We start from the raw sequence: 24,716 nt of genomic DNA, 5'->3' as shown, positions 1-24,716 counted from the left end.
CGCGGCGACCGGCCGTCAGACCGGAATGATGCTCCGTCAGTTCACCGTCGTGCGACGGTCGATGACGGTGCGCAGCTTGCCGCTGGTGGGGGTCCGTTCGAAGGCGCCGGTGGGGGCGGTCTCGACCGTGCAGGTCAGCAGCGCCTCCGTGCCGGCCGCCGCGCCGAGTTCGGGGATCCGGTCGAGCAGCGCCGTACGGGCCTCGTCCGGGTCCGGTGCGTAGCGGCTGTCCAGGCGGACGGTGAGGTGTTCGCGGTCGGCCCGTGAGGTCAGGACGAGCTGCACCTCGCCGCGGTAGCCGAGGTGTTCCTCGGCGACCTGTGTGAAGCGGCGGTAGTTGAAGTGGTAGCTGCCCATGCGGAACACCTCGCCGTAGCGGCCGAGGAGTTCGATGCGGGGGGTGTGGCTGCCGCAGGCACACACACCGTCGACGGCCCGGCCCAGGTCGCCGATCTCGTAGCGCTCCAGGCGCTGGCCGGCTCTGGTGCGGGTGGTGAAGACCAGCCGGCCGGGCTGCCCGGCGGGGACCGGGCGGTCGTGCTGCGGGTCGAGGATCTCCAGGGTGTGCAGGTCGGTCAGGACGTGGTGCACCGTGCCGCGGGCGTGGGTGCACTGGTAGCCGAGCGGGCCCAGGTCGGTGCTTCCGTAGGCGGCGGAGCGGATGAGTTCCACGCCGAACGTCTCGGTGAGGATGCGGCGTTGCTCACTCGTGAAGTGCTCGCCACCGTAGAACACCTTGCGGATGCCGCCGTACGAGCGCAGCCGCTCGCCCTGGGTGTGGAACAGCTGCCACAGGTACGACGGCATCCCGAAGAGGGTGTCGACCCGGTAGGTGACGAGCGCTTCCGCTATCGCCCCGTGGTCGGGGCCGGCGGCCATCGGGATCTGGGTGGCGCCCAGGCGTTCGAGGATGGAGAAGAAGCTGATGAAGCTGCCGTACATGCCGCCGCAGAAGAAGAGGTTGGCGGCGCGGTCGTGGGCCGGGTCGAAGCCCGCGGCGAGCAGGCCGTGCGCCGAGGCGCGCATCTGCGTGTCGTAGTCGTCGCAGGTGAAGACGGACAGCGCGGGGGCGCCGGTGGTCCCGCCGCTGCGGAAGTACAGCTGGGCGTGTTCCGGTGCGAGGGAGCGCAGTTGGTCCTGGGCCGCCGCCTTGTCCATCAGCGGGCCGGTGGGCGCGGCGGGCGGGGCGGCGGGGGCGATCAGGTCGTCGAGGCACGGGGTGGTGGCGAATTCCGCGCCGGTGGCCTGCACGCTGACCCGCCGGCTGTAGCGCTGGAGGGCGTAGACGCCGTCGTGGGGTTCGCCGTGGTAGCTGTCGAGCATGGCGCCGAGCGGGGTGACGCGCTGGACACCGGCGGTGATCAGCGTCCTTGCCAGCGCGGCGATGTCGGTGCGGCTGCCGCCCACCGAGGCGGTCTGGAGGTAGCGGCGCATCGGCCGCAGCGTCGCGGTGATCTCGCGGCGGGGCAGCGGTTTGATCCAGACGGTGCGGTGGAGGGGGGAGGCGGTGAGGGCGGGGCGGGTGTCGGCGAAGACCCGCCAGCTCCCGTCGCCGGCGGTGATGACCTTGGTCAGCCCCAGGTGCTGCTCGGCGCGGGCGACCATCTCGGTGGTGGTGATCTCGGCCTGCTCGGCTGCCTGCGCCCGGTCGGTGGTGCCGGTGGCGCCCGCCGGTACGGGGAACTTCGCGGAGACCTCGTCCAGTACGGCGGCGAACTCCTCGGCGAAGGCGAAGAGTTCACCGGACGGGGAGCTGTCCGGGCTGTCGGCGCCGCCGGTCCCGGTCCCGGTGTCGAGGTAGACGACCTGGGGGCTGGAGCAGGCCTGCTGCTCGAACCGGCAGACGTCGGTGGCGAGCGCGGTCAGCGCGGCCCGGTCCGTCCAGGCGTCGCGGGCCAGATAGGCGAACGAGATCTTGTGGCCCCATTCGACGAGCCGGCACCCGGGGGGAACGAGGGAGGCGACTCCCTCGACGGCGCCCTCGCCGCCCCATACGGCCACCGCGTCCGCCGGCGCGCACATCAGCCGCATCAGGTCCTGGCGGCTGGAGGGGAACCGCAGCGCGACGATCCGGCGGCCGACCGCCCCGGTGGGGTCGGCGGCGGCGAGTTCGGCGAGCAGGTGCAGGGGGAGCGCGGTGTCGCCGCTGCTGGTCTTGAGGACGTTCACGTTGCCCGCGAGGAGGCCCTCCACGACGCTCAGCGGGGCGACCGCCGCGGCGTTGCCGGGCGCGATGTGGACGAGCAGGCCGACCGGCGCCCATGCCTCGTAGGTCGTCTCGCGCGCGTCGGGCCGGGTGAGCCTTTCGGGGCGCGGTCCGCCGAGTTCGCGCCGCAACTTGCGTTCGAGGGCCGGCCGGGCGAGGGCGTCGGCGATCTCGGCGAGGGTGGCGGCGGCTTCCTCGTGGCCGGTGGGCGGGACGCCGTGCTCCGCGCCGGTCGCGTCCCCGGCGCCGGTCAGGTGGCCCATGAGCCGGGTGTGCACCTCGCCGTGCGGTGCGTGCAGGGTGCGGCTGAGCGTGTCGCAGGCCGCCAGGACCGTCTCGGTGGACAGCGGCTCCGCCAGGGCGCGGGCGACCAGGGCGGGCAGCTCCGCGAGCCGGCCGGCCGCCTCGGCGCCGTCGATGAACGCGCCCTGCCAGAAGTGGAGTTCGGAGGTCATGACATTCCCTTCAGGAGTTCGGCGGCGGCCACCGCGCAGCTGCGGTTGCGGCTCACCCCGGCGCGGCCGTGGATCGTGAACCACGGGGTGGCGAGGGGGCAGCCGCAGGCGTCCCCCGGATGCAGTGAGGCCAGGTCGCCCATCACGACGCTCTGCGCCGGGACGGAGGTGATGTACGGGGAGACCAGGTGCAGGTAGCCGGGCCGGCCGTAGGGCAGCGGCCGGAGGGTGCGGGTGTCCCGTACGGCGGCACGCGACCAGACCGGTACGTGCAGGCGGTGGTGTGCGCACTCGATGTAGGGCACGCAGTGCTCGACGGAGCCGTAGGTGTCCCGGATCCGCTCCGGGGGGATGCCGAGCTGCCGGGTCACCTCGGCGTAGAAGTCCTCCTTGGCGATCTGCCGGTCGGCGTGGCCCTTCCAGCCGCCGCCGAGCACCACCAGCGACCCGGGCGGGAGGTCGAGCGGCGGCAGGCCGGCGGCGCGCATCCGCTCCAGGGTGAAGTGCAGGAACGCCGGGAAGCCCAGGATCCGCACCGGCAGACCGTCGTCGGCGTAGCGCCGGAGGGCGGCGATGCAGCCGTGCACGTCGAATTCGTGGCCGCTGCCGGTGTGCCGCAGGGCGTGGGTGGTGTGCTGCGCGGGCGCGAAGTCGCACAGGTAGTTGTCGGTGAAGGAGGTGCCCAGGCGTACCTCGGGGGCGGGCTCGTAGCTGTAGAGCAGGTAGTTGACGGGCTGGTCGGGGGTGATCCAGCCGTAGTGCTCGAAGATCCGGGCCACCATGCGCTGCGCGGAGCGGATGGTCCACCGGTCGTAGAACATCTGCGACTTCTGCCCGGTGGTGCCGGACGAGGTGAGGTGGAGGAAGACCTCGTCGCGCGGGACGGAGAGCACCTCGTGCCGCTTGAAGAAGTTGGCGTGCAGCAGCGGGGTGCGGGTCCGCTCGCCGACGGTGGGGGCCGGGGCCTCCGGGGTGTCGGCGAGGAGGGAGCGGTAGAGCGGGGAGCGGTCCGCGTGCCAGGCGTGGGACTCGGCCATCGCGGCGGCGAACAGGGCGTCCGTCTCCGGGCCGGTGGTGTAGGGCGAAGGGATGTCGCACAGGCGCTGGACGGCGGCGAGGGCCACCGGGTCGGGGACCTCGGCGGGAGCGAGATGCGGGTTCATCGGACAACCTCGTGGTGGGGCAGGTAGGTCGACGCCCAGGCGGTCAGGTACGCGCTCAGGTAGGGCTGGAGCAGCGGGCTGACGGCCGTGGTCCGGAAGTCGATCTGGCGGTCGGTACGGGACAGGACGACGTAGTCGTGGAAGCGGTCGCCGATCCGGCGCATGGCCGGGTAGCCCGCGCTGGGCACGAAACCGGCGGAGAGGAACGCGTGCAGCCCGGCGGTGTCGGACAGCGGCACCAGCGTCTCGACGTAGTCGGCGCCGGCCCGGCCGAGCGCGGCCATGACCGAATCGAGGGCGGCGGTGGCGGCCGACGCGGACGGCTGCACCGCGACGAGGGCGCAGCTGCCGGCCGCCGGGTCGAGGTCGGCGTAGATCTCGAACTCGCCGTCCGGCGGCGTCAGTACGGTGTTCGGGGTGCGCAGCGGGGAGTAGGCGCCCGCGGGGTCGGGAAAGCGTTCGTGGAAGCGGCGGCGGACGAAGCCGGGCGCGGTGATCACTTCCATCGGCGTACGGGTCTTGGTGTGCGGGGCCGCGGGAGGGGCCAGCAGCGCCCCCGGGGCCGCGCCGCCACCGCTCGGACTCGGCGGTGCGGCCGGCTCCGCGGTGGCGCGGGGGAGCTCCCCGCACGCGTACGAGATCCCGGTGCTCTCCTCGGCGGCGCCCAGCAGTGGCAGCAGCGCGCCGGGGACGGCGGCGACCGGTTCCCGGCGGTCGAGGACCCCGGGGGCGTAGCAGGCGAACAGGGCCAGGGTCTCGCAGCCGGACACGTCCGCGGCGTTGGGCAGCAGGCCGAGCGGCCGGTACCCGTTGCGGGCGACGACGCGCTGCGGGGCCTGGGTGACCATGCGGACGGTGGTGTGGACGGAATCCAGCGCACCGGTGGCGAACGCATCGGCGGTGACCGCACCGGTCAGTCGGCCCGCCAGCCCGTGCTGGCGGTGGCGCGGGTGGACCGCGAGGCCGACGAGCTTGCCGACGCGGTTGCCCCGATCGGTCTGGACGACCACGGAACCGGCGAGTTCGCCGGTGTCGGTCCGGCGCGCGGTGAGCCAGTGGCAGTGCGGGTCGGTGATCAGGCGGTGCATCTCGGTGGGGTCGCTGCCCAGGGCCACCGGATAGCCGTGGCCGTACACGTCGAAGTACAACTGCCGGAGTTCGGCGATGTCCTGGGGCGCGGCCGGGAGGATGGTGGCGGTCATCGGGCTTCCTCCAGCGGCGCGGTGGCGGTGGCGGTGGCGGGCGCGGCGGCACCGGGCGCCTCCGAGGGGGCGCCGGCGGTCGCGTCCGGCGGGCCCGCGGTACGCCTGCCGGACCACCACAGGGCCGCGGCGAGCGGGACCAGCCCGGCGGCCTGGAGGAGGCACAGGGTCCGCGGTGACAGGTGGTCGCCGAGCGCGCCGAAGACCAGTGAGGACAGCGGGAAGGTCGCGCCGAGCAGCGCCTGCATCATGGCGAAGAAGCCCGGCTTGTCCTCCGCCGGGACCAGCCGCTGGAACAGTGCGACGAACCGCACCCCGATGGCTCCCACGCACCAGCCCGCGACGACCAGGGCCGCGACGGCCGCGGTCCGGTCGGCGAGCAGGCCGGGCGTGCCGAGGGCGGCGGCCATCAGTGCCAGGCAGGTCCCGCCGAGAGCGGTGGCCGATCCCGGCAGCCGCGCGCCGGTGAACGAGCCGAGCAGCGTGCCGACGCCCAGGGCCGCTTCCAGTGCGGCCACCGTGGAACCGTTCGCGTGCAGCACGGACCGCGTATACAGGGGCATGACAACGTAGATCGCGGTGGTGAAGAGGTTCGTCGCGGCGAAGCAGAGCAGCACCCGGCGGATGAACGGGTGGCCGGCCAGGATCTGACGGAGCGTCCGTCGGGGCGCCGCACCGTCGGACGGGGCGTCGCCGGCCCGCACCCCGGTGCCACGGGGGAAGCGGGTGAGGGCCACCAGTGCGGCGGCGGCGAGGTACGCGCCGGCGCATCCGGAGACGATGCCGGTCAGGTCCCAGGCGTCCACGACGAGCGGTCCGAGCAGCCCGCCGGCGAGGCCGGCCAGGGACTGGGTGGCGAGCTCGAACCCGGTCGCGGCCTCGATGTCGGCGTCGTCGACGAGTTCGGGGACCGAGGTGGTCAGGCACGGGTCGAAGAGGGCCTGGCAGCCGGCCAGCAGCAGCGCGGCCCCGTAGGCGACGACCGTCGGGGGAGAGGCGGCGTACGACCATCCGGCGGTGGCGGCGGCGACCAGGCCCGCCACGGCGGCGGCCGAACCGAGCACCGTGCGGTGCGGGCAGCGCGTGATGACGGTGGCCACCAGCGGGGCGAGCGCCACCGCGGGCAGCGTGCTCACCGCGAGGAACGCGCCCGACGCGAGACCGCGACCGCCCTCGCCGCCGGCGGCATGGCCGACCAGCCACCACACCACGCCGACCTGGAACATCCGGCCCGCTGCCTGGGTGAGCACCTGCGCGGCCCAGACGGCACCGAAGGCCCGGTTGCGCAGCACGACCGGGAGGCGGCGCGGGGCCGCAACCGGCGTCATGAGTGGGGCCGTTCGTCGATGACCCGCTTCAGCTTGCCGGTACGCGGGTTGACGGCCAGCTGGCCGTGCCGGACCCACTCCACGGCCAGCGGGTGGATGCGCGCCGCCTCGACCTCCTCGGCGTACATCCGCCGGGCGGCGAGGATCTCCTTGGTGACGGCGTCGGCCAGATGCCCGAGCCCGTCGGAGTCGGCGTCGCCGGCGGCCGGATCCCCGTCGACGGCCAGCCGCAGGACCAGCCCGTCCCGGCCGTCCCAGCGGCGCACCACGAGCTGCATGCCGAACACTTGGCCGGTCGGGTCGGCGGAGCGCACCAGGTCGTGCACGTCCTGGGTGTAGAGGGACACCGCGCCGATGCGGACGCCTTCGTCGGCCCGGCCGAGGATCCGGAAGTGCCCGGCGGCGGCATCGGTCCATTCGGCCCGGTCGCCCACGGGGTAGCGGATGACGGGCATCAGCCGACGGCGCAGGTCGGTGACGACGACGCGGCCCGCGACGCCCTCGCGGGCGAGGGGCTCACCGGTGTTCTCGTCGAGGATCTCGACGACGGTGTGCGGGGTGAACGCCCGGTGGACGCGGGGGTCGGTGCCCGGTACGGCCGCTCCGAGCAGCCCGGAGTCGACAGCGGCGTAGCCGATGGAGCGGGCCTGCGCCTGCGGGAACGCCTTGCGGAGCAGCGGCTGCTGGTCCTCGTACAGTCCCTCGCCGCCGAAGAACAGGATCCGCACGCCGGGGAGTCGGCGCCCGGCCCGCACGAGATGGTCGGCGAGGGTGCAGAGCGTCGTGGTGGTGCCGGCGATGACGTCGATATCGAATTCCTCCAGTGTGTGCACCGTCGATTCGAGCGGTGCGGCGCCTCCTATCGGCAGCCGGACGTTGCCGACCGGCGCGCGGTGGAGGGAATCCAGGATGAACGTGAAGCTCGCGTAGAGTTCGCCGGCGTAGAAGAGGTCGGCGACCCGGTGGCCGGGGCGCAGTCCGGCTTCGACGAGTCCGGCGCCGAACGCGGAGGTGAATTCCCGCCATTCGTCGCGGGTATAGACGGAGAACTTCGGCGCGCCGGTCGTGCCACCGCTCTTGAAAACCACCGCTTCATCGAGCGGTCCGGTCAAAAGGCGGTTGTCGCGCGGGGTGTTGGCTCGCCAGAATGCGTCCTGGGGGACGACCGGCAGAGCGGTTATCTCGTCCACCTGATCGGAGAGGCCCGCGTAGAGCTCCCGGTAGAACGGCGAGTTGCGCCGCACGAAGCGTATGAGTTCCGTTAATTGTTGAACGGGCATTGCTTTCCTGTTTTTTGGCATTCGGAAGCAACCGGCGCCACGGGGTGTGCGGCGCCAGTTGTTGGCGTGGTGTCAGCGGCAGGCCGCTCGGGAAATCCCGGTCGGGGCTTCTCCGCAACGGCTTTCGGTGCCGGGTACTTCGATCGGTGATGTTATGTCATGAACGGTGTTCCCGTTGACAACCGACTCTGCCGGCAACGGGTTTTTACCAGACGCATTACACTGGATGCCCTGTGCAAGCAGCTGGTTCCTCTTTCCGTGGTGACGTACCTCACCAAGCGGCTTTAACGGCGTCGGCCGGGCTTCGGTGAATGGCTGTTTGTTGAACATCGGGAACTGCAAAAGGAGTTCGTGACCTGCGATAACCGTCTGCTCGGCGCGTCACGTCACCGAGAACCCGCCGTCCGCGAACACCGTCTGGCCGGTCACCTGCGCCGCGTCCGGACCGGCCAGGAACACCGCGGCGCCCGCGAAATCGGCCAGTTCTCCGTTGCGTCCGGCCATTGTGCGGCGGGCCATCGCCTCGGTGCGTACGGGGTCGGCGAAGACCGCTTCGTTGAGCGGGGTGCGGACGAAGACGCTGCGCAGCACCGATCGGGGCCGCCGGAACGCGTGCTTCCGTGCCCGGCGCAGGCATCATGACGCGATGGAGCCCACGCTGCCGGTCCTCTTCCTGGACGTCGACGGACCGCTCAACCCCTGGATGGCCAAGCCGCACCGGCGCCCAGCGGGGTACACCACGCTGCGGATGCGCCCCACGGGCTGGGAACCGCCGCGTCCGCCGCTGCGGGTGTGGCTGAATCCGGACCACGGTCCGCTGCTGATGGGGCTGGGCTGCCGGCTGATCTGGGCCACGACCTGGCAGGCGGAGGCGAACGCCTGGATAGCGCCGGTGCTGGGGCTGCCGGAACTGCCCGTGGTGCGCTGGCCGCAGATGCACCGGCGGGATCCGGAGGGCGTGCACTGGAAGACCCGGCACCTCGTCGCCGTCGCCGCCGGGCGGCCGTTCGCCTGGGTGGACGACGAGATCGGGCCGCGGGACACGGCGTGGATCGCCCGCCACCACACGGGCGCCGCACTCCCGTACCGGGTCGATCCGGCCACCGGGCTGCGGCCGGACGACTTCGCGGCGCTGCGGGAGTGGGCGGCGGGGCGGACGGCGGGAGCGTAGGGCCCGGACCGGTCCGGTACGGCGCTCCCCGTCGCGCGGGTGCCCGGACCGGCCTCAGCCGACCAGGTCCAGCACCCGCCGCAGGCCGTCCGGCCGGCGGTCCACCGGGAGATGGTCCACCGGCAGGTAGGCGCAGCCCAGGGCCGTGGCGCCGCCGTCCGCGGCGCGGTCGTCGCCGACCATCAGGACGCCGGCGGGGGCGAGGCCCAGCTCCCGGCAGGCGAGGGCGAAGAGGGCCGGGTCGGGCTTCTGGCGGCCGTGTTCGTACGAGAGCACGCAGGCGTCCAGATGGCGGTCGAGGCCGTGGGCGCGCAGGACGGGGCGCAGGTCCCAGCCGATGTTGCTGACGACGCCGGTGCGGAAGCCGCGGCGGTGCAGTTCCGCCAGCACCTCGGCGGCGTCGGGGTACGGGATCCAGGCGTCCGGGGTCCGGTGGCGGTCGTACAGGGCGTCATAGAGGGAGTCGGGCAACTCGGGGCGGGGGAGCGGGACTTGGCGGGCCAGTGCGGTGTAGAGGGCGCGGTGGGAGCGGGCGTCGCGGTCCCGGGCCTCCCACAAGGCGCACAGCCCGGCGGGGATCTCGGCCGGGGTGAGGCCGCCGGGGAGGGCGCCGGCGCGCTCCAGCGCCGCGGCCAGCCGGGCGATCCCGGCGTCGTCCAGCGCGGCTGCGCCGCACGCGCCGGACGCGCCGGACGCGCCGGACGCGGTCAGGGCCGCGCGCAGCCAGGATTCGGCCGGCTCGATGCACATCAGGGTTCCGGAGAAGTCGAAGAGCACGCCTCGGATCCGGCCCGCGGTGCCGTGGGTGCCGCTGTCCTCGCTCGTCGTCATGGTCGCCATCCTGGCGGGTCGGCGGCGGTCGGTCAGGTCAGCGCGCTGAGGCCCGGCATGAACGTCACCAGCAGCGGGATCGCGGGGACGAGCAGCGCGCACGCGGTCATCCGCAGCCGCCGCGCCGGGGTGAAACGGGGGGCCGGGGCCAGCAGCCGGTCGACCCGCTGCGGGACCTGTGCGTGCTGGTCCGGGCAGGGGCCGAACACCCCGCGGTCCTCGTTCAGTTGGACCAGGGCGAGAGCTATGGTGACCCGGCCGAACCGGCGCGAGGCGACATCGTCGGCGGCCATCTCGACCAGCCGGTGCACCTGGTCGCGGAACGCGGCGAAGACCGGGATCTGCGGGAAGCCCGCGGCCAGCGCCGACGCGCAGTGCAGCAGTACGTCGTGCCGGGCCCGGACATGGCCCTGCTCGTGGGCGATCAGCGCATCGAGCTGGCGCCCCTTGAGGCGCTGCAACGCTGATGTGGTGATGACCAGTTGGGGCGAGGAGTGGTGCAGCCACCAGGCGCCCGGACGCCCGTCCTCCAGCACCACCAGACGGCCGTCGCGGGGACCCTCGCCCGGCAGCAGCGGCGAGCGCCGCAGCAGATCGACCCGGCGCTGCCGCCGGCGGGCACGGGCCGCCCCCACCTCACGGGTCAGCGCGAACGCTGTCCATGCGCCACCGCCCGCCAGCAGGGCGGCCAGCACCCCGGCCCAGGGCCCGTACGAATTGAGGGCGTACGCCTCGACGACCACCCGCGGGGCCAACCCGAACACCGGACTGCGGACCTGCTCCCACGCGGCGGCGGCGGTCAGCGCCATGGCGAGCGCACAGCACAGCAGGACTCCGGCGACCACGCACTGCCACACCCAGAGGGCCAGCACCGGTTCGCGGTCGGGCCAGTCCGAACGGGCCATCAGCCGGGGCGCCGTTGCCGCGGCCAGCACGCCGAGAATCATCAGCGCGAGGGGGACCATCATGCCGTCACCCTATGAGCGGCCCGCTACCGGTTGGTACGGTCAAACAGAGGATGTGACGTACGCCACGCGCGGCGGTGGTGTGCGGCGCGGCCGACAGGGAGCGGTCCGGGCGGGGCGGCGGACCCCGGCACCAGGGGCGTTCACAGCGCCAGCAGCATGGCGAGCATGCCGATGCCCATGGCCACCTGGCAGGCCCGCAGGACGACGGGCGGTTTGGCGGCGGTCCCGCCGGCCGGGACCAGCCGGACCCCGGCGGCGATCACGTACACCGTGTAGTACGCCAGCAGCAGCCCGGTCAGCAGCGGCACCCCGGCCGGGGCGGCATGCGCCATCCCGGCCATCCCGCCCATACCGTCCATGCCCTTCATGCCACCCGTTCCCGCCGTCCCGGCCGTGCCGTTCGGGCCGGAGGCGCCGTCCGCCCCGTCCATGCCGACCATCGCGAGCGCCATGTAGACCATCGCCAGCGCGCCGACCGCATGGTGCAGATGGCGCTGGGCCAGTGCCCACAGCCCGGCCGGACCGAAGACCGCGGTGAACAGCCAGGGTGACCAGGGGGGCAGCGGCACGGCGGACGCCGGCAGCGCCATCGCCGCCATGCCGACCGCCATCAGGCCCTCGCCGCGCGCCGTCCTCCACACCGCGGCCGGACCGGTGCGCATACGGGACAGGCAGTACGCGCCGGCCGCGGCGCACAGCAGCACCAGCAGCCAGCCGACCAGTGGAGGTGTGTGCACGGGGCGCCTCCCCGGGGGTCCGTGCGGAACGCGATCACGGCCGGATCGCGAGGGTCGGTGAGGTACGCCCGCAGACTGCCCGTCCGGGCCCCGGCACACGGGAGCGCACGGGCGCAACGGGGGAGCGCAGGGAGTGCGGAGTGCGTGAGCCGGGCGCGAGCGCGACGCGAGGGCGCCCCGGCACACGGTGGTGAGACGGCGGCCGAAGAGCAGCCGCCCGCACACGGCCGACGCGTGGCATATCCGCGGCGGAGAACCCCGGCGACCGGGGTTCCGGCTACCTCCGGGCAATTCTCCAGCAGTGCGCAACTTCCTCTGCTGTCAGCCGGGTTGAGGAATGCGGAACGGCTTGACAGGGTTCGCCCGGCACACGCTCGAGGTGCGGCCCGTGGGAGCGGCCGAAGAGCCGTGCGCTTCCCGTACGGAGCCGGGCGCGGCGTCACCGCCGGCGCCCGGCTGCATCGGCGGCGGCACCCGGTTCTCCCGCGATGGCGCGCCGATCGGTCAGCCCGCCGCGCGCTCCGGCCCGCACCACGCGGTGAGCGCGGCCCGCAGCGACCGCGTGTCCACGGCACCCTCGGCGGCCCACGCCGTATAGCCGTCCGGGCGCACCAGCAGCGCTGTGGCATACGGCCGCTCGGCCTCGGCCCGCACCCTCTCGACCCGGTCCGACCAGGGCGCGGCGGCGTCGAGCACCGCGGACCCGCCGCCGTTGAGCCCCAGCAGCAACGGGCGCCCGGAGCGGAGGAGTTCGGCCAGCCGGGTCGGCCCGCCCGGTGTCGTCAACGGGAGGTCGCGGGCGAACGTCCCCACCAGCGGGTGGTCGTCCGGCGCACTGCCGTAACGGATGCCCGTGCCGTAAATGATCTCGCTGAGATAGGTGTTGACCCCGTCGATGCCCATCAGGTCGACGAACATCTCGCGCAACGCGTCGACCTGCGGCCCCGGCCGCATCAGCGCCACCTGCGCCCGGGTGTTGTGCAGCACCCGCGCGGCGACCGGATGCCGCTCCGCGCCGTAGCTGTCCAGCAGCCCCTCCGGGGCGCCGCCCCGGCATTCCGCGGCCAGCTTCCAGCCCAGATTGAACGCGTCCTGCATTCCGAGATTCACGCCCTGGCCCCCGGCGGGGAAATGCACGTGCGCCGCGTCCCCGGCCAGCAGCACCCGCCCGGCGCGATAGCTGCTCGCCTGCCGGGCGCTGTCGGTGAAGCGCGTGACATATTCCGGATCGGAGAGCGTCACCCGCAGGCCGGTGACCCGGTGAATGCTCTCGGCCAGCTCCGCGACCGTCACCGGGCTCTCCAGATCATCCGGCACCTCCCATTCGGTGACCGCGACCCGCCCGTCGGGCATCCGCATGTACCAGCCCCCGTCGGTCCGCTCCCAACCGATCGGCAACTCGCCGCCGCCCTCGACCTCGAATACCGCACGGCCCATCCGGGCCACCACCGACGGCCCCGTTCCCGGGAATGCGATACCGGCGCTCTTGCGGACGGTGCTGCGTCCGCCGTCGCAGCCGACCAGAAAGTCCGCGCGCACCGGGTAACTGCCGTCCTCTGTACGGACGGTGACCGTCACCCCGTCCCCGTCCTGTTCCAGGCCGGTGACCTCCTGGCCGTGGCGGACGACGGCCCCCAGGCCCTCGGCGCGCTTGCCGAGCAGTTCCTTGACGACCTCGCGGGGGAGTGTCAGACCGTGCGGCTGCTCGGCCTCCGCTGCGTTCCGGCCCAGTTGGTATATGCCGGCGAAGTGGCCGCGCGCGCCGTGGTCGTTGAGCTGCCGGCGGTAGTCCGCCAGGCCCGGAACGCTGTCCTGGGCGGCGGTGAAGTCGGTCAACAGGCCGCGCCGGTCCAGGGATTCCAGGGTGCGCGCGTGCAGGCTCAGGGTCCGCGGTTCGCCCTGCCCCTGCGGAGCCTGCTCCAGGACCAGCGTCGCGATTCCGTGGAGACGCAACTCACCGGCCAGCAGCAGCCCGACGGGACCGCCGCCCGCGATGACAACGCCGAAGTGTTCCCTGCCGAGGTGTTCGGAATTTCCCATGGGCGCGACGCTAGCCGCCACCGGTATTCCCCACCAGTTCCCGCTGTGCAGGCCGTAGTTGCACCGGGCGCAACCCCGGCCGCAGGCCCTGATCAGGACCGTCGCCAGGACCGTCCCGGGCCCGCTCCGGCCCGGAGTCCGCCAGGGGACACCGGGGCGGACATCAGGGCCGGTAGCGCAGCGGGTGATCCGCCGGGACCTCCACGATGACGACGTTGTGCCCGTCCGGATCGGCGATCCACATCTCGATCAGTCCCCACGGCTCCCGTACGGGCGGCCGCAGCACCTCCACCCCGTGCGCCACCAGCTCCTCGTGCGCCCGCGCCGCGTCCGCGACCTGGAGCCACAGCTGGAGGGTCGGCGTGGCCGCACCGGTGGCCCGGCCGGAGACCTCCAGGAAGCCCCCGCCGAGGAAGTACACCGTGCCGCGCTCCGGGCCCGTACCGAATTCCCGGTAGACGGCCAGCCCCAGTGCCTCGCCGTAGAACGCCCGCGACCGCTCCGGATCGCTCGGCCGCACCAGCACCCTGCTGCTCAGTACCTGCACCATGGCACGGACCCTACGCCGCGCGACCGGGCGCGCCCCGCCGCGGCGCACCGCCCGGTCCGAAGGGCGAAAGCCCCTGACATCCCGAGCCCCCCTCTTGTTAGCCTCCCGACAGTCATTCGTACGGCCCGAGAGGACCCCGCGCATCATGCCCAGCAGCCGGCTGACCTTCCGCACCGCCACCGACGCCGACATACCCGGCCTCGTCGAGCTCATCGAATCGGCGTACCGCGGGGACACCAGCAGGGCCGGCTGGACGACCGAGGCGGACCTCCTCCAGGGGCAGCGCACGGACCCGGACGGCGTCGCCGAGGTGGTGCGCAAGAAGGACGGCCGGCTGCTGATCGCCGAGCAGGACGGCGAACTGGTGGCCTGCTGCCAGCTCGACCACCGCGGGGACCACACCTACTTCGGGATGTTCGCGGTGCGCCCCACCCTCCAGGGCGGCGGCCTCGGCAAGGTGATCATCGCCGAGGCCGAGCGCACCGCGCTGGCCACCTGGGGCGCCCCGGAGATGCGGATGACCGTCATCCGGCAGCGCGCCGAGCTGATCGCCTGGTACGAGCGCCGCGGCTACCGCCGCACCGGTGAGCTCAGCCCGTTCCCGTACGGCGACGAGCGGTTCGGCATCCCGCAGCGCGCGGACCTGGAGTTCGAGCTGCTGGTCAAGCCCCTCGGCTGACCGGCGGTCCATACGGGCCGTGACCCGGTCCGTGAAGCGGGTCGGCCGAATCGTCGGCGCCGCGAAGACCAGGCCGGCCACGACGTACGGGGCGAGGGGGCGGGCGCATGCCCGGAGACGGACGGCGCAGCGGGCCGCCTGACGAGATCACCGGGCCGAACGTCCCTATGGTGGAAGCGCGTTGTGCGGCTGTGCACTGCGGATTTCCGCTCTGCTGCGCATGCCCCGGCCGCCCCTGCCCCCCGACCGCCGCAGCGCCTCAGGCCGTGAAGCGCACCGCCCGCCGGATCTCCGGCTGATCGGTCACCACGCCCGCCAGCCCCAGGCCGCGCGCCAGCCGCAGCTGATCGTGGGTGTTGACCGTCCAGCCCAGCACCTTCAGCTGCGCGGCATGCGCCCGCTCGACCAGTTCGAGGGTGAGCCGCCGGATGTTCAGCGACAGCGTGCCCGCACCGACCGCCTTCGCGCGGTCCACGACATCGGCGCCGTACCGGTCGCCCACCAGCGCCGTCCGCACCCCCGGCAGCAGCGTGCGGATCGCCGCCAGCGCCTCGTCGTGGAAGGAGATCACCTCCACCCGGCCGGCCAGATCACGCGTCCGCACCACCTCGGCCACCGCCTGCGCCGCCGCCACGTCCTTGATCTCCGCCTGGAGCGGTGCGCGGACCGCGTCCACGACCTCCTCGAAGACGGGAATCCGCTCGCCCAGCCCGGCGTCCAGCTCGCGCAGCTCGGCGAGGGTGCGCTCCACGATCGGGCCGGTGCCGTCGGTCGTCCGGTCCACATCCGCGTCATGCATCACCACGAGCGCGCCGTCCTTGCTCAGGTGCAGGTCCAGCTCGATGACATCGACGCCCTCGCGTTCGGCGCGTACGAAGGAGCGGAGAGTGTTCTCCGGCTCCACACCCATCATCCCGCGGTGCCCGATGGTGAGAAAGGTCAAGGCTGCCTCGATTCTGTCGGCTCGGTTGCTGTCGGCTCCGTGCACGTGTCGGCCGCCGGTGATCTGCTGCCCGAAATGGCCCACAGCCTAATCCGTTCACGAGCGGCAGCACCGTAGGGACAAGTGCCTCCTAGCCCGTACGAGTGCCCCCGTATTCCCCCGGCTACGCACCGCCGGCCGACCTCGGCCCGGCTCCGGGCCCCGGCACCGGGAGCCGGGCCGGTGCGGCCCGGGTTGCGGCCCGCACCCGCAGCATCCGCCTCGGCTACGGGCGCCCCGCGGTGCGAACAGCCCGAATTCCACGGCGAGTTGACCGCACCGTCCGCCGCTGGGGCGAGAAGGCCCGGCCGTATTTCACCGTGCGCCCGTGCCCGCTCGACGGACGGCGTCCCCGGGCACCGGGCATGACCCTGCCCCCGCCCGCACCCGGACCGCCTCGCCCCGCACTCCCGGCCCCGCGTGGTGCCCTGCGCGGTGTCTTCCCGGCCCCGGCTGCGATCCCCTCCGGGGGAGGCCGAGGTTCCGGTCGTCCGGTCTTCGGTGGAGCTGCCCCGTCCCTTACCACGGCTTCGCGTAACTGTCATGTGCACCGGAGGAAGCGCGGGAAGTCATGGCTCTGCTGGCAGTAAGTGTTGCGAAAAGCTCCACCCACAGGAAAATTAAGCGTGACCGTGGGGTCCGAACAGAATAATTTTCACCGACCCCACTTGAACGGGCGATCCTCGGCTGGTTACGGTGTCCTGACAGGACGATCTACCGCCGGAGGGCAGTCATGACGGAAATTCTTTCGCCTTTGGGTGTCCAGGGCAGCCCCACGACCCTCGAACGTGTGGTCGCGCACCCGGCGTGGCCTGTGCTCAAGGACGCCATCGAAACCATCCGCCCGTGGCAGTCCAAGGACGGCTCGATCGACCTCGCGGCGGACGGCGCGCCGCGCGCCGAGGCCGTCCGCGAGGAGGTCGGGCGGGTCGTCGCGGCCGTCGGTGAACTCTCCCCGCTGCTGCCGCACGACGCCGTCTACCACCAGGCGCTCGTCGCCGATCTGCGCCGCTGGGCCGACGCCGGCTTCGGCGTACCCGACTTCCTCGACTCGCTGCTCGCCTTCCAGCCCGCCCGGCAGCGGGCCGACGGCCTCCAGCACCTCGTCGTGTTCCCCATGTACACGCAGAACGGCAACCCGAACCGGAACTTCGAGGCCGTCGTCCTGCGGATGGTCTGGCCGGAGTGGCTCGCCGAGCTGGAGCGCACCCGCTACGACAACCCCCTCTTCTGCGGCATCACCTTCGAGGACTTCACGGCCGGCTACGACACCAACTCCGCCGTGCTGTTCCCGGAGACCATCGCGGTCCGCGAGGCCCCCGAGCGGTTCAGCTGGGGCGGCATCTTCTGCGACCGCGAGGCCGCCCGCTTCCGCCGCGTCACCGAGGCCGCCGTCGAGACCCTCGGCGTGCAACTCCCGTCGGACATCGCGGCGTTGATCGGCGACCAGGAGCGCTGCCAGCAGGCGTTCGTCCTGTGGGACATGGTCCACGACCGCACCCACAGCCACGGTGACCTGCCCTTCGACCCGTTCATGATCAAGCAGCGCCAGCCGTTCTGGATGTACGGCCTGGAGGAACTGCGCTGCGATCTCACCGCTTTCAGGGAAGCTGTCAAGCTGGAGGCCGAGGGCTACCCGCAGGCGCGCGATGTGCAGTTCGCGGTGATCTTCGACCGGATGTTCCGGTTCCCCGTCACCGGCGACCGGGTGCGCAATTACGACGGCCTCGGCGGCCAGCTGCTCTTCGCGTACCTCCACAAGCACGACGTCGTACGCTGGACGGACAACACACTGCACATCGACTGGGAGCGGGCGCCCAAGGTCACCAACCAGCTGTGCGGCGAGATCGAACAGCTCTACCGCGACGGCATCGACCGGCCCAAGCTGGTCCACTGGTTCGCCGCCTACGACCTCGTCTCGACCTACCTCGCTCCGCACCCGGGCTCGGTCTGGGCCAAGGGGCCGGACGCCCTCGACCTGGACCAGCCGCCGCGCAAACTCGTGGATGACGTGCTTCCCGACGAGTTCCCGCTGAGCATGTTCTACGAGGCGCTCGCCAAGAAGCTGCGTGCTGTGATCGCATCGACCAAGGGCATCACGGCCCACAGTGACTCGCTGGCGGCGGCGTGAAGACCGACCGGAAGACCCGGCGGACGGCCGTCCAGGGGCAGGACGAGGAGGCGACGGAGATGGTTACTTCGACGGGCGGCCAGGGGCCGCTGGACGGTGCGGTCATTGCGGTGGCCGGAGCGGCCGGCCCGGCAGGCCGTGCCACCCTGCTGCGGCTGGCCGAGGCGGGCGCGGTGGTGGTCGGCTCGGACTCCAACGCGGAACGGCTCGCGGAGGCCGTCGACGCGGCCCGCTACGCACACGGCGGCGCCACCGTCATCGGCGACACCGTGGACCTCCTCGACATCGACCAGACCCGTGAATGGGCGGCCCGTACGGAGAAGGAGTTCGGCCGGGTCGACGGCCTGGTGCACCTCGTGGGCGGCTGGCGCGGCTCCTCGACGTTCGCCGAGACCGACCTCGCGGACTGGGACGTCCTCCACAAGCTCCTCGTCCGCACCGTCCAGCACACCTCCCTCGCCTTCAACGAAGCCCTCGAACGCAGCGGCAACGGCCGCTTCCTGCTGACCAGTGCGGCCGGCGCCGGCAAGCCCACCGGGGGCAATGCCGCCTATGCCGCGGCCAAGGCCGCCGCCGAGGCATGGACGCTCGCCATGGCGGACGGTTTCCGCAAGTCAGGGGGTGAGCAGGGGCCACGCGCCGCGGCTGCCATCCTGATCGTGAAGGCGCTCGTCAACGACCAGATGCGCGCCGAGCGACCGAACGCCAAGTTCGCGGGCTTCACCGACGTCAAGGAGCTGGCCGAGGCCATCGCCGGAGTCTGGAGCCGGCCCGCCCAGGAAGTGAATGGACAGCGTCTGTGGCTGACCCCCAAGCCGTGACCGGAGCGAAGACCGACGCCCGGCAGCACCACGACCCCCAGATACGCGGCTTCGCCAGCGACAACTACTCCGGGGCGCATCCGGAGATCCTCGCCGCGCTCGCCCTCGCCAACGGCGGCCACCAGATCGCCTACGGCGAGGACGACTACACGGCACACCTCCAGCGCGTCGTCCGCAGCCACTTCGGGCAGCGCGCGGAGGCCTTCCCGGTCTTCAACGGCACCGGCGCCAACGTCGTCGCGCTCCAGGCGGTCACCGACCGCTGGGGCGCGGTGATCGCCGCCGACACGGCCCACATCCACGTGGACGAATGCGGCGCCCCGGAACGCGTCGGCGGCCTCAAGCTCCTCACCGTCCCCACCCCCGACGGCAAGCTCACCCCCGACCTCATCGACCGCGAGGCCCGCGGCTGGGACGACGAGCACCGCGCCATGCCGCAGGTCGTCTCGATCACCCAGAGCACCGAACTCGGCACGGTCTACACCCCCGAAGAGATCCGGGCGATCTGCGACCACGCCCATGAACGGGGCATGCTCGTCCACCTCGACGGCTCCCGCATCACCAACGCCGCCGCCTTCCTCGACGTCCCGATGCGCGCCTTCACCAACGCCGTCGGCGTCGACATCCTCTCGTACGGAGGCACCAAGAACGGCGCCGTCTTCGGCGAGGCGGTCATCGTCCTCAACCCCGACGCGGTCCGGGCGATGAAGCACCTCCGCAAGCTGTCGATGCAGCTCGCGTCCAAGATGCGCTTCGTCTCCGTCCAGCTGGAGGCGCTCCTCGCCAAGGACCTCTGGCTCCGCAACGCCCGCCACGCCAACACCATGGCCCAGCGGCTGGCCACCGGAGTCCGCGAGATCCCCGGCGTGGAGATCCTCCACCCCGTCCAGTCCAACGCGGTCTTCGCCCGCCTCCCGCACGACGTCAGCGAACGTCTCCAGAAGCGCTACCGCTTCTACTTCTGGGACGAACGGGCCGGCGACGTCCGCTGGATGTGCTCGTTCGACACCACGGAGGACGACGTCGACGGCTTCCTGGCGGCGCTGCGGGAGGAGATGGGGCGGTAGCGGCCGACGGCGGGGAGCCGGACCTGCCCGGCTTCCCGCCGCCCGCGACGGCCGGCTGCGCTTGACCCTCCGGTAACCGGAGGCCCTACGGTCCCGGGACATGAAGATTGTTGTGCACGACACCGCGACCGCCATGCTCGACCTCCTCCGCCGTCCCCTGGAGGAGCGGCCCGAGGCCCTGCGCGACATGCTCGACCCCCTGCACGGCGTGATGTCCAAGGTGATGGGTGATCTGGACCTGGTCCAGGGGCACCAGAGCCTGGGCAGCGGCTTCCGGCTCGACCGTGACGATCCCCGCTACCTGACTGCCCTGCACCAGATGCAGGAGGCGGGCGTGTGGAACCGGATCGAGGACTCTCTCGCCACGGCGTGGGAGCGGATCAGCAGCACGGCGCCCGCCGTCGAGCACGCCGAGACCGTCCACGTCGTCCTGGTGCTCGGCAACCCCGACGACGACCACCTGATGGTCCGCAGCGCCGGATACTTCGGCTGGGGCGGCATCCCGGGCGCGATCCAACTGGTGATGTGGCCCACCGACATGGCCCTGGAGAAGATCGGCCACGCCGCCGCGCACGAGCTCCACCACAACGTGCGCTACGCGAACGTGACCTGGAACCCGATGACCGTCACGCTCGGTGAATGGGTCGTCGCCGAGGGGCTGGCCGAGGCGTTCGTCCGGGAACTGGCCGGTGAGCAGGCCATGGGCCCGTGGTCGCGCGCGCTGACCGGTGCCGATCTGGACAGCGCCTACGAAAAGATCACCGGCGACATCGACCTGGCCGGGATGCACCACCTGACCGGGTACATCCTCGGCGACACCAGCGCGGAGCGCATGGGGCAACCGACCGTGGGACTACCGCACTTCGCCGGATACGGGGTGGGGCTGCGCATCGTCGACGCCCACCTGGCGGCAACCGGTCTGACCGCCGCACAGAGCGTCGCCCTGCCGCCGCGCGAGATCCTCGCCAATGCAGGCGTACCGACCACCGCGTAACCGCGAGGTATGCGTGAAGATACGCCATATCGAATGAATATTGACCTTCGGGTATGGTCTGGCTACGCTCCGCCTCATGGAGCTGATCCAGAACGCCCCTGAAATTTCTGCCTACTTGGCGGAATCCGAGGCCATCGACCACGGGCATCCGCTCGTCCGGGCGACCGCGGCGGAGCTGTCCGCCGCGGTCGCTGATGCATATGCATACGCCAAGGCGGCCTTTGAGTTCGTCCGTGATCGCATTCCGCACTCCGCCGACACCAGCGATCCGCGGGTGACCTGGCGGGCCTCCGATGTGCTGGAGAAGCGGACCGGGATCTGCTGCGCCAAGGCGCATGCGCTGGTCGCGCTGCTGCGTGCGGAGGGGATTCCGGCGGCGCTGTGCTATCAGAAGTTCGAGGTCGTCCACGGTCTCGTGGCGGTCCGGCTGCCGGGGGCGGAGCGCTGGGTGCGGCAGGATCCGCGGGGAGGTGAGCCGGGTGCCGCCGCGGAGTTCCGGACGGATCGGGAGCAGATCGCGTTTCCGGTGCGACCGGAGTGCAATGAAGTGGACTATCCGGTGCTGTTTGCTGAACCGCACCCTGCCGTGCTCCAATGCCTCCGGGAGGCCGTCGACCGGCCCCACCTCTGGAAGCTGCTCCCTACCGAACTCTGAGGTACGGCCCCATGCCCCGCCCCCTGTACGTGTCCGACGAGGTCCGCGCCCTCGCTCCCGGCTTCGCCTACCTCACGGTGGAAGCGCACGGCCTGACCAACGGGCCGAGCGACGACATCAGTTCGGGACTCCTGGAGGAGGCCGGCCGCCGGCTCGCCGAGCGGCTCGGCACTCGCGCGCCGCAGGACGATCCGCACATCGCCGCCTGGCGCGCCGCGTACAGCGCCTTCGGCTGCAAGCCCTCCCGCACCCGCAACTCCGCTGAGGCGCTGGCCAGGCGCGCCCTCGCGGACGGCGGGCTGCCGCGCATCAACCGCCTGGTCGACATCTACAACGCGATCAGCGTCGCCCATCTCATCCCGGTGGGCGGCGAGGACCTGGACCGCATCCAGGGCGGCATGCGGCTCGTACGGGCCACGGGGGAGGAGCCGTTCGCGATCGCGGCGGGCGGCGCCGAGACCGTCGAGCACCCGGATGCCGGCGAGGTGGTGTGGTGCGACGACGAGGGCGTCACCTGCCGGCGCTGGAACTGGCGGCAGGGGGTGCGGACCCGCCTCACCGAGGAGTCGGTGAATGCGCTGTTCCTGCTGGAGCGGATGGCGCCGATGACGCTCGACGAGCTGACGGCCGCGGGCGCCGAGCTCGCCGAGGCGTTGCAGAAGGCGTGCCCGGAGGCCCGTATCGAGGTCGGGGACATCCGGCCCCGGTGATCCGGGGCGGCCCCGGCCGGCCGTCGGAGGCTGCCGGGGGCGTCCCGGAGCGCTCCCGTCAGGCGAGGCTTCCGGGGGCCGCCGGCGCCGTGCCGCCCAGGTGGGCCGGGACCCACCAGGTGTCCTCGGGGCCCTTGGGGCGTACCGGGTAGGCGCGCTGGGCCGCCTCCAGCAGGTCCTGGACGCGGGACCGCAGCCGGTCGGTGATCTTCTCCGCCTGGTCGGCCGGGTCCGCCTCGACCGGCTCGCCGACCCGGATCGTTATCGGGATGTGGTTGCGCCCCAGATCGCGCTTGTGGCCCTTGGTCCACAGTCGCTGGGTGCCCCACAGTGCCATCGGAAGCAGCGGAACACCGGCTTCCTGGGCCAGCCGGGCCGCGCCCGACTTGAAGTTCTTCAGGGTGAAGGACTCGGAGATCGTCGCCTCGGGGAAGACTCCGATGATCTCGCCCGAACGCAGCGCGCTCAGCGCGTGCTTGTAGGCGTGCATGCCCTGCGCCCGGTCGACCGGGATGTGCTTCATCGCGCGCATCAGCGGTCCCGACACCTTGTGCCGGAAGACCGCCTCCTTCGCCATGAACCGCACCAGCCGCTTGGCCGGCCGCGCGGCGTAACCGCAGAAGACGAAGTCCAGATACCCGATGTGATTGCTCACCAGCACCGCCCCGCCGCGCCGCGGAATGTTCTCCGTGCCCGCGATGTCGAACTTCAGGTCGAGCGCCTTGAAGAGCGTGCGGGCGGCGCCGATGACGGGCGGATAGACGAGCTCTGCCATGTCCGGGGGACCCCTTTTCTGTGCCTGGGGAGGGTTCTCCCGGCGGAAACCTACGCAGCCGTAACTATGCGGCTCCGGGAGATCGTGCCCGATGTCTGCCCAGGCGGCCAGCGGCTGGGCCCTTGCGGGCGGGAGATTCTCGTCACGTGGGGGCGCGCCTCAGCCGGCCGCCCTCCGCAGGAGAAGGTACACCTCGCACCCCAGGCAGTACCCGAACACCGCGTTGAGGAAGGCCGCCGCGAGGGCGCAGGCGGTGGCCGCCGGTCCCAGCCACTGCGGCCCCAGGACATAGCCGGCCAGCCCGACAATGGCGAAAAACAGCCCAACGGTCTGGGCGAATCGGGGCGGAGCGGCATCCTCGAATGCGCCCGGCGGGGACAGCCGCGGCTGTACCGCCACCCTGAACAGCCAGCCGTACGGCGACCGCTGGACCCCGGCCGCCGCGCCGACGGCGAACACCACCGCCTGGAAGGCCAGCAGCCACCCGCTCCCGCTGATGAGCACCGCGGCCAACACGGCGCTCGTCAGCACCGCCCCGAACCGCGGACCCCGTACGTCGACCCTGCCGCCCGCCATGACCGTCTCCTTCCCGGAACGCGCCGCGCCGGTCCGCACTCTGTGCGGTGCGCGGCGTCCGCGGAACAGCTTCCCCCGGAACGGCGCCGGTAGGGCCCCGGGAATCTTTGCGGTCTCGTGAATGCTGCATCCTGAGATGACGGGACTCATGGTGTGCATCGCGGTGCTCGCGGCGGCGAGCGTCTTCGGCCTGCTGCACCAACGCCGCAACGGGAGGCTGACGGTGCGCAAGCGGGACGACGGGGCGCGGCTGGGTGCCGCCGAGATCGGCGCGGAGCTGGGGGAGCGGGCGACCCTGCTCCAGTTCTCCAGCGCCTTCTGCCAGCCCTGCCGCGCCACCCGGCGCACGCTCGGCGAGGTGGCCGGCATGGTCGACGGGGTGGCCCACGTCGAGATCGACGCGGAGGACCGCCTGGAACTCGTTCGGAGCCTGAACATCCTGCGGACGCCGACGGTGCTGGTGCTCGACGCGCACGGTGCGGTGGTCCGCCGCGCCTCGGGCCAGCCCCGCAAGGCGGACATCATCGCGGCGCTGGGCGCGGCCATCCGTGATTGATCTCCCAGATGCCGGGCGCCACTTGACGCTGCGGGTCACGCATCGTCAGTCTGACGTTATGCGGCCTGGAATCCTTCTTTACGGACGCGCGCATGTCGACCTTCTGCGGACCGCCAGCGCGCGCTGTCCCCGCGTGTGAGCAGCGACGACTCCACCGCTCCCGGCCGCCGTACGGCCGCCGGCGGTCCCGCCTCGGCTCGTAGCCCACAGCAGAAGGACAACTCCATGACGGCCTCGCCCGACCTCGGCACGCCCCGCACCGCCTCCCCCGAACTCCTGCGCTCCGTCTTCCGGCAGCACGCCGCGGGCGTCGCGGTGATCACCGCGCACGGCTCCCGCCCGGTCGGCTTCACCGCCACCTCCCTCACCTCCGTCGCCGCCGAACCGCCGCTGCTCTCCTTTGGCATCGGCACCGGCGCCTCCAGCTGGCCGGCCGTCGCCGAGGCCGAGCACATAGGCGTCCACATACTCGGCGAGCACCAGGAGGAGCTGGCCGCCACCTTCGCCCGCAGCGGCGCGGACCGCTTCGGCCCGGCCACGTCCTGGCGTACGGGACCGGAGGGCGTGCCCCTGCTGGACGGCGTACTGGCCTGGCTGGTGTGCCGGGTCGTGGCGCGGGTGCCGGCCGGCGACCACCGGATCGTGCTCGCCCAGCCGGTCGTCGGCGACCCCGCGGTGCCGGGCCGTCCGCTCCTCTACCACCAGGGCCGCTTCCACGCGCTGCGCGACTGACGGGTTCCCGTCCACCTGCTCCGTCGCCCGGTCGGGGCCGTTGGCAAGGTCACATTTCGACGGCCTTGATTCGGGGCGACAGACTGGATGTACTGGCGAGTAATATG

23 protein-coding genes and 2 pseudogenes are annotated in these 24,716 nt (G+C 72.3%); 10 read left to right on the top strand and 15 right to left on the bottom strand.

Annotated features, from left to right (window positions below):
* Nucleotides 1-36 precede the first annotated feature (36 nt).
* The 6 genes and pseudogenes from IEZ17_RS23435 to IEZ17_RS23410 form a co-directional block, all read right to left on the bottom strand.
* Entirely contained in the window at nt 37-2,661 is a 2,625-nt protein-coding gene (locus IEZ17_RS23435; RefSeq protein ID WP_189303250.1) for an acyl-CoA reductase, read from the bottom strand.
* Nucleotides 2,658-3,824: a LuxE/PaaK family acyltransferase gene (locus tag IEZ17_RS23430; RefSeq protein WP_189303249.1), complete on the bottom strand. Its 1,167-nt coding sequence runs from the start codon at nt 3,822-3,824 to the stop codon at nt 2,658-2,660. The genes IEZ17_RS23435 and IEZ17_RS23430 overlap by 4 nt, the downstream gene beginning before the upstream one ends.
* Complete coding sequence (locus tag IEZ17_RS23425; protein ID WP_189303247.1) at nt 3,821-5,026, bottom strand: GNAT family N-acetyltransferase; 1,206 nt, start codon at nt 5,024-5,026, stop codon at nt 3,821-3,823. Before IEZ17_RS23425 ends, IEZ17_RS23430 begins: the two co-directional genes overlap by 4 nt.
* Complete coding sequence (locus IEZ17_RS23420; RefSeq protein WP_189303244.1) at nt 5,023-6,354, bottom strand: MFS transporter; 1,332 nt, start codon at nt 6,352-6,354, stop codon at nt 5,023-5,025. Before IEZ17_RS23420 ends, IEZ17_RS23425 begins: the two co-directional genes overlap by 4 nt.
* Complete coding sequence (locus IEZ17_RS23415; RefSeq protein WP_189303242.1) at nt 6,351-7,634, bottom strand: phenylacetate--CoA ligase family protein; 1,284 nt, start codon at nt 7,632-7,634, stop codon at nt 6,351-6,353. The genes IEZ17_RS23420 and IEZ17_RS23415 overlap by 4 nt, the downstream gene beginning before the upstream one ends.
* 381 nt (nt 7,635-8,015) lie before the next feature.
* Nucleotides 8,016-8,210 (bottom strand): annotated as a pseudogene (locus tag IEZ17_RS23410) (SDR family oxidoreductase); the annotation flags it as partial.
* Between the two features lie 70 nt (nt 8,211-8,280).
* Here IEZ17_RS23410 and IEZ17_RS23405 point away from each other — a divergent pair.
* Nucleotides 8,281-8,805, top strand: a complete 525-nt coding sequence (locus tag IEZ17_RS23405) for an HAD domain-containing protein (RefSeq protein WP_189303241.1) — start codon at nt 8,281-8,283, stop codon at nt 8,803-8,805.
* A gap of 54 nt (nt 8,806-8,859) precedes the next feature.
* On the opposite strand, the gene IEZ17_RS23400 is transcribed toward IEZ17_RS23405, so the two are convergent.
* From IEZ17_RS23400 to IEZ17_RS23380, 5 genes are all read right to left on the bottom strand, one after another.
* Nucleotides 8,860-9,636 (bottom strand): HAD family hydrolase, encoded by a 777-nt coding sequence (locus IEZ17_RS23400; RefSeq protein ID WP_229852547.1) that lies wholly within the window; start codon nt 9,634-9,636, stop codon nt 8,860-8,862.
* Between the two features lie 32 nt (nt 9,637-9,668).
* Nucleotides 9,669-10,604: a M56 family metallopeptidase gene (locus tag IEZ17_RS23395; RefSeq protein ID WP_189303238.1), complete on the bottom strand. Its 936-nt coding sequence runs from the start codon at nt 10,602-10,604 to the stop codon at nt 9,669-9,671.
* A 140-nt stretch (nt 10,605-10,744) separates the two neighbouring features.
* Nucleotides 10,745-11,341 (bottom strand): DUF5134 domain-containing protein, encoded by a 597-nt coding sequence (locus tag IEZ17_RS23390; RefSeq protein WP_189303236.1) that lies wholly within the window; start codon nt 11,339-11,341, stop codon nt 10,745-10,747.
* Between the two features lie 504 nt (nt 11,342-11,845).
* The gene (locus IEZ17_RS23385; RefSeq protein WP_189303234.1) at nt 11,846-13,381 is read right to left on the bottom strand and encodes an FAD-dependent monooxygenase; all 1,536 of its coding nucleotides are present in this window, start codon (nt 13,379-13,381) and stop codon (nt 11,846-11,848) included.
* A 163-nt stretch (nt 13,382-13,544) separates the two neighbouring features.
* Nucleotides 13,545-13,931, bottom strand: coding sequence for a VOC family protein (locus IEZ17_RS23380; RefSeq protein WP_189303232.1), 387 nt, complete (start codon nt 13,929-13,931; stop codon nt 13,545-13,547).
* Between the two features lie 145 nt (nt 13,932-14,076).
* On the opposite strand from IEZ17_RS23380, the gene IEZ17_RS23375 reads away from it, so the two are divergent.
* Nucleotides 14,077-14,610 carry a GNAT family N-acetyltransferase gene (locus IEZ17_RS23375; protein ID WP_189303230.1) on the top strand — a complete coding sequence of 178 codons (534 nt, stop codon included), beginning with the start codon at nt 14,077-14,079 and terminating at the stop codon, nt 14,608-14,610.
* Here IEZ17_RS23375 and IEZ17_RS42700 read toward each other — a convergent pair.
* Nucleotides 14,599-14,700: pseudogene (locus IEZ17_RS42700) on the bottom strand (amino acid ABC transporter permease); the annotation flags it as partial. The gene IEZ17_RS23375 and the pseudogene IEZ17_RS42700 overlap by 12 nt on opposite strands.
* A gap of 169 nt (nt 14,701-14,869) precedes the next feature.
* Complete coding sequence (locus IEZ17_RS23370) at nt 14,870-15,553, bottom strand: glycerophosphodiester phosphodiesterase (protein WP_189303228.1); 684 nt, start codon at nt 15,551-15,553, stop codon at nt 14,870-14,872.
* Nucleotides 15,554-16,325: 772 nt separating this feature from the next.
* Here IEZ17_RS23370 and IEZ17_RS23365 point away from each other — a divergent pair.
* The 6 genes from IEZ17_RS23365 to IEZ17_RS23340 all read left to right on the top strand — a co-directional run bounded on the left by IEZ17_RS23365 (nt 16,326) and on the right by IEZ17_RS23340 (nt 21,970).
* Nucleotides 16,326-17,723 (top strand): DUF6421 family protein, encoded by a 1,398-nt coding sequence (locus tag IEZ17_RS23365; RefSeq protein WP_189303225.1) that lies wholly within the window; start codon nt 16,326-16,328, stop codon nt 17,721-17,723.
* Between the two features lie 59 nt (nt 17,724-17,782).
* On the top strand, nt 17,783-18,544 hold the full coding sequence (locus tag IEZ17_RS23360; RefSeq protein ID WP_189303286.1) for an SDR family NAD(P)-dependent oxidoreductase: 762 nt from the start codon (nt 17,783-17,785) through the stop codon (nt 18,542-18,544).
* Nucleotides 18,523-19,611, top strand: a complete 1,089-nt coding sequence (locus tag IEZ17_RS23355) for a threonine aldolase family protein (RefSeq protein ID WP_189303223.1) — start codon at nt 18,523-18,525, stop codon at nt 19,609-19,611. Before IEZ17_RS23360 ends, IEZ17_RS23355 begins: the two co-directional genes overlap by 22 nt.
* A gap of 100 nt (nt 19,612-19,711) precedes the next feature.
* The gene (locus tag IEZ17_RS23350; protein WP_189303221.1) at nt 19,712-20,605 is read left to right on the top strand and encodes a DUF2268 domain-containing putative Zn-dependent protease; all 894 of its coding nucleotides are present in this window, start codon (nt 19,712-19,714) and stop codon (nt 20,603-20,605) included.
* Nucleotides 20,606-20,681: 76 nt separating this feature from the next.
* A complete protein-coding gene (locus IEZ17_RS23345) occupies nt 20,682-21,260 on the top strand; it encodes a transglutaminase-like domain-containing protein (RefSeq protein WP_189303219.1) in 579 nt (192 codons plus the stop codon).
* 11 nt (nt 21,261-21,271) lie between these two features.
* Nucleotides 21,272-21,970, top strand: a complete 699-nt coding sequence (locus IEZ17_RS23340; RefSeq protein WP_189303217.1) for a B3/B4 domain-containing protein — start codon at nt 21,272-21,274, stop codon at nt 21,968-21,970.
* Between the two features lie 58 nt (nt 21,971-22,028).
* Here IEZ17_RS23340 and IEZ17_RS23335 read toward each other — a convergent pair whose 3' ends face one another.
* The gene (locus IEZ17_RS23335) at nt 22,029-22,745 is read right to left on the bottom strand and encodes a lysophospholipid acyltransferase family protein (RefSeq protein ID WP_189303215.1); all 717 of its coding nucleotides are present in this window, start codon (nt 22,743-22,745) and stop codon (nt 22,029-22,031) included.
* A 159-nt stretch (nt 22,746-22,904) separates the two neighbouring features.
* Nucleotides 22,905-23,321, bottom strand: coding sequence for a DUF4395 domain-containing protein (locus IEZ17_RS23330; protein WP_189303213.1), 417 nt, complete (start codon nt 23,319-23,321; stop codon nt 22,905-22,907).
* Nucleotides 23,322-23,457: 136 nt separating this feature from the next.
* On the opposite strand from IEZ17_RS23330, the gene IEZ17_RS23325 reads away from it, so the two are divergent.
* Nucleotides 23,458-23,877 carry a TlpA family protein disulfide reductase gene (locus IEZ17_RS23325; RefSeq protein WP_189303211.1) on the top strand — a complete coding sequence of 140 codons (420 nt, stop codon included), beginning with the start codon at nt 23,458-23,460 and terminating at the stop codon, nt 23,875-23,877.
* Between the two features lie 225 nt (nt 23,878-24,102).
* Nucleotides 24,103-24,609: a flavin reductase family protein gene (locus tag IEZ17_RS23320; RefSeq protein ID WP_189303284.1), complete on the top strand. Its 507-nt coding sequence runs from the start codon at nt 24,103-24,105 to the stop codon at nt 24,607-24,609.
* Nucleotides 24,610-24,716: the final 107 nt, after the last annotated feature.

Origin of the sequence: Streptomyces albospinus, from assembly GCF_014648695.1 — a bacterium.
GTDB lineage: Bacteria > Actinomycetota > Actinomycetes > Streptomycetales > Streptomycetaceae > Streptomyces > Streptomyces albospinus.
This window is presented reverse-complemented; position numbering and strand designations above follow the sequence as displayed.

What these genes read in the sequence shown, in the direction of transcription:
- IEZ17_RS23400 (WP_229852547.1), bottom strand. Translation starts at nt 9,636, where the DNA reads ATGACGACGAGCGAGGACAGCGGCACCCACGGCACCGCGGGCCGGATC.
- IEZ17_RS23340 (WP_189303217.1), top strand. Translation starts at nt 21,272, where the DNA reads ATGCCCCGCCCCCTGTACGTGTCCGACGAGGTCCGCGCCCTCGCTCCC.
- IEZ17_RS23365 (WP_189303225.1), top strand. Translation starts at nt 16,326, where the DNA reads ATGACGGAAATTCTTTCGCCTTTGGGTGTCCAGGGCAGCCCCACGACC.
- IEZ17_RS23330 (WP_189303213.1), bottom strand. Translation starts at nt 23,321, where the DNA reads ATGGCGGGCGGCAGGGTCGACGTACGGGGTCCGCGGTTCGGGGCGGTG.
- IEZ17_RS23435 (WP_189303250.1), bottom strand. Translation starts at nt 2,661, where the DNA reads ATGACCTCCGAACTCCACTTCTGGCAGGGCGCGTTCATCGACGGCGCC.
- IEZ17_RS23430 (WP_189303249.1), bottom strand. Translation starts at nt 3,824, where the DNA reads ATGAACCCGCATCTCGCTCCCGCCGAGGTCCCCGACCCGGTGGCCCTC.
- IEZ17_RS23380 (WP_189303232.1), bottom strand. Translation starts at nt 13,931, where the DNA reads ATGGTGCAGGTACTGAGCAGCAGGGTGCTGGTGCGGCCGAGCGATCCG.
- IEZ17_RS23405 (WP_189303241.1), top strand. Translation starts at nt 8,281, where the DNA reads ATGGAGCCCACGCTGCCGGTCCTCTTCCTGGACGTCGACGGACCGCTC.
- IEZ17_RS23345 (WP_189303219.1), top strand. Translation starts at nt 20,682, where the DNA reads ATGGAGCTGATCCAGAACGCCCCTGAAATTTCTGCCTACTTGGCGGAA.
- IEZ17_RS23335 (WP_189303215.1), bottom strand. Translation starts at nt 22,745, where the DNA reads ATGGCAGAGCTCGTCTATCCGCCCGTCATCGGCGCCGCCCGCACGCTC.
- IEZ17_RS23375 (WP_189303230.1), top strand. Translation starts at nt 14,077, where the DNA reads ATGCCCAGCAGCCGGCTGACCTTCCGCACCGCCACCGACGCCGACATA.
- IEZ17_RS23320 (WP_189303284.1), top strand. Translation starts at nt 24,103, where the DNA reads ATGACGGCCTCGCCCGACCTCGGCACGCCCCGCACCGCCTCCCCCGAA.
- IEZ17_RS23395 (WP_189303238.1), bottom strand. Translation starts at nt 10,604, where the DNA reads ATGATGGTCCCCCTCGCGCTGATGATTCTCGGCGTGCTGGCCGCGGCA.
- IEZ17_RS23420 (WP_189303244.1), bottom strand. Translation starts at nt 6,354, where the DNA reads ATGACGCCGGTTGCGGCCCCGCGCCGCCTCCCGGTCGTGCTGCGCAAC.
- IEZ17_RS23425 (WP_189303247.1), bottom strand. Translation starts at nt 5,026, where the DNA reads ATGACCGCCACCATCCTCCCGGCCGCGCCCCAGGACATCGCCGAACTC.
- IEZ17_RS23360 (WP_189303286.1), top strand. Translation starts at nt 17,783, where the DNA reads ATGGTTACTTCGACGGGCGGCCAGGGGCCGCTGGACGGTGCGGTCATT.
- IEZ17_RS23350 (WP_189303221.1), top strand. Translation starts at nt 19,712, where the DNA reads ATGAAGATTGTTGTGCACGACACCGCGACCGCCATGCTCGACCTCCTC.
- IEZ17_RS23325 (WP_189303211.1), top strand. Translation starts at nt 23,458, where the DNA reads ATGACGGGACTCATGGTGTGCATCGCGGTGCTCGCGGCGGCGAGCGTC.
- IEZ17_RS23415 (WP_189303242.1), bottom strand. Translation starts at nt 7,634, where the DNA reads ATGCCCGTTCAACAATTAACGGAACTCATACGCTTCGTGCGGCGCAAC.
- IEZ17_RS23385 (WP_189303234.1), bottom strand. Translation starts at nt 13,381, where the DNA reads ATGGGAAATTCCGAACACCTCGGCAGGGAACACTTCGGCGTTGTCATC.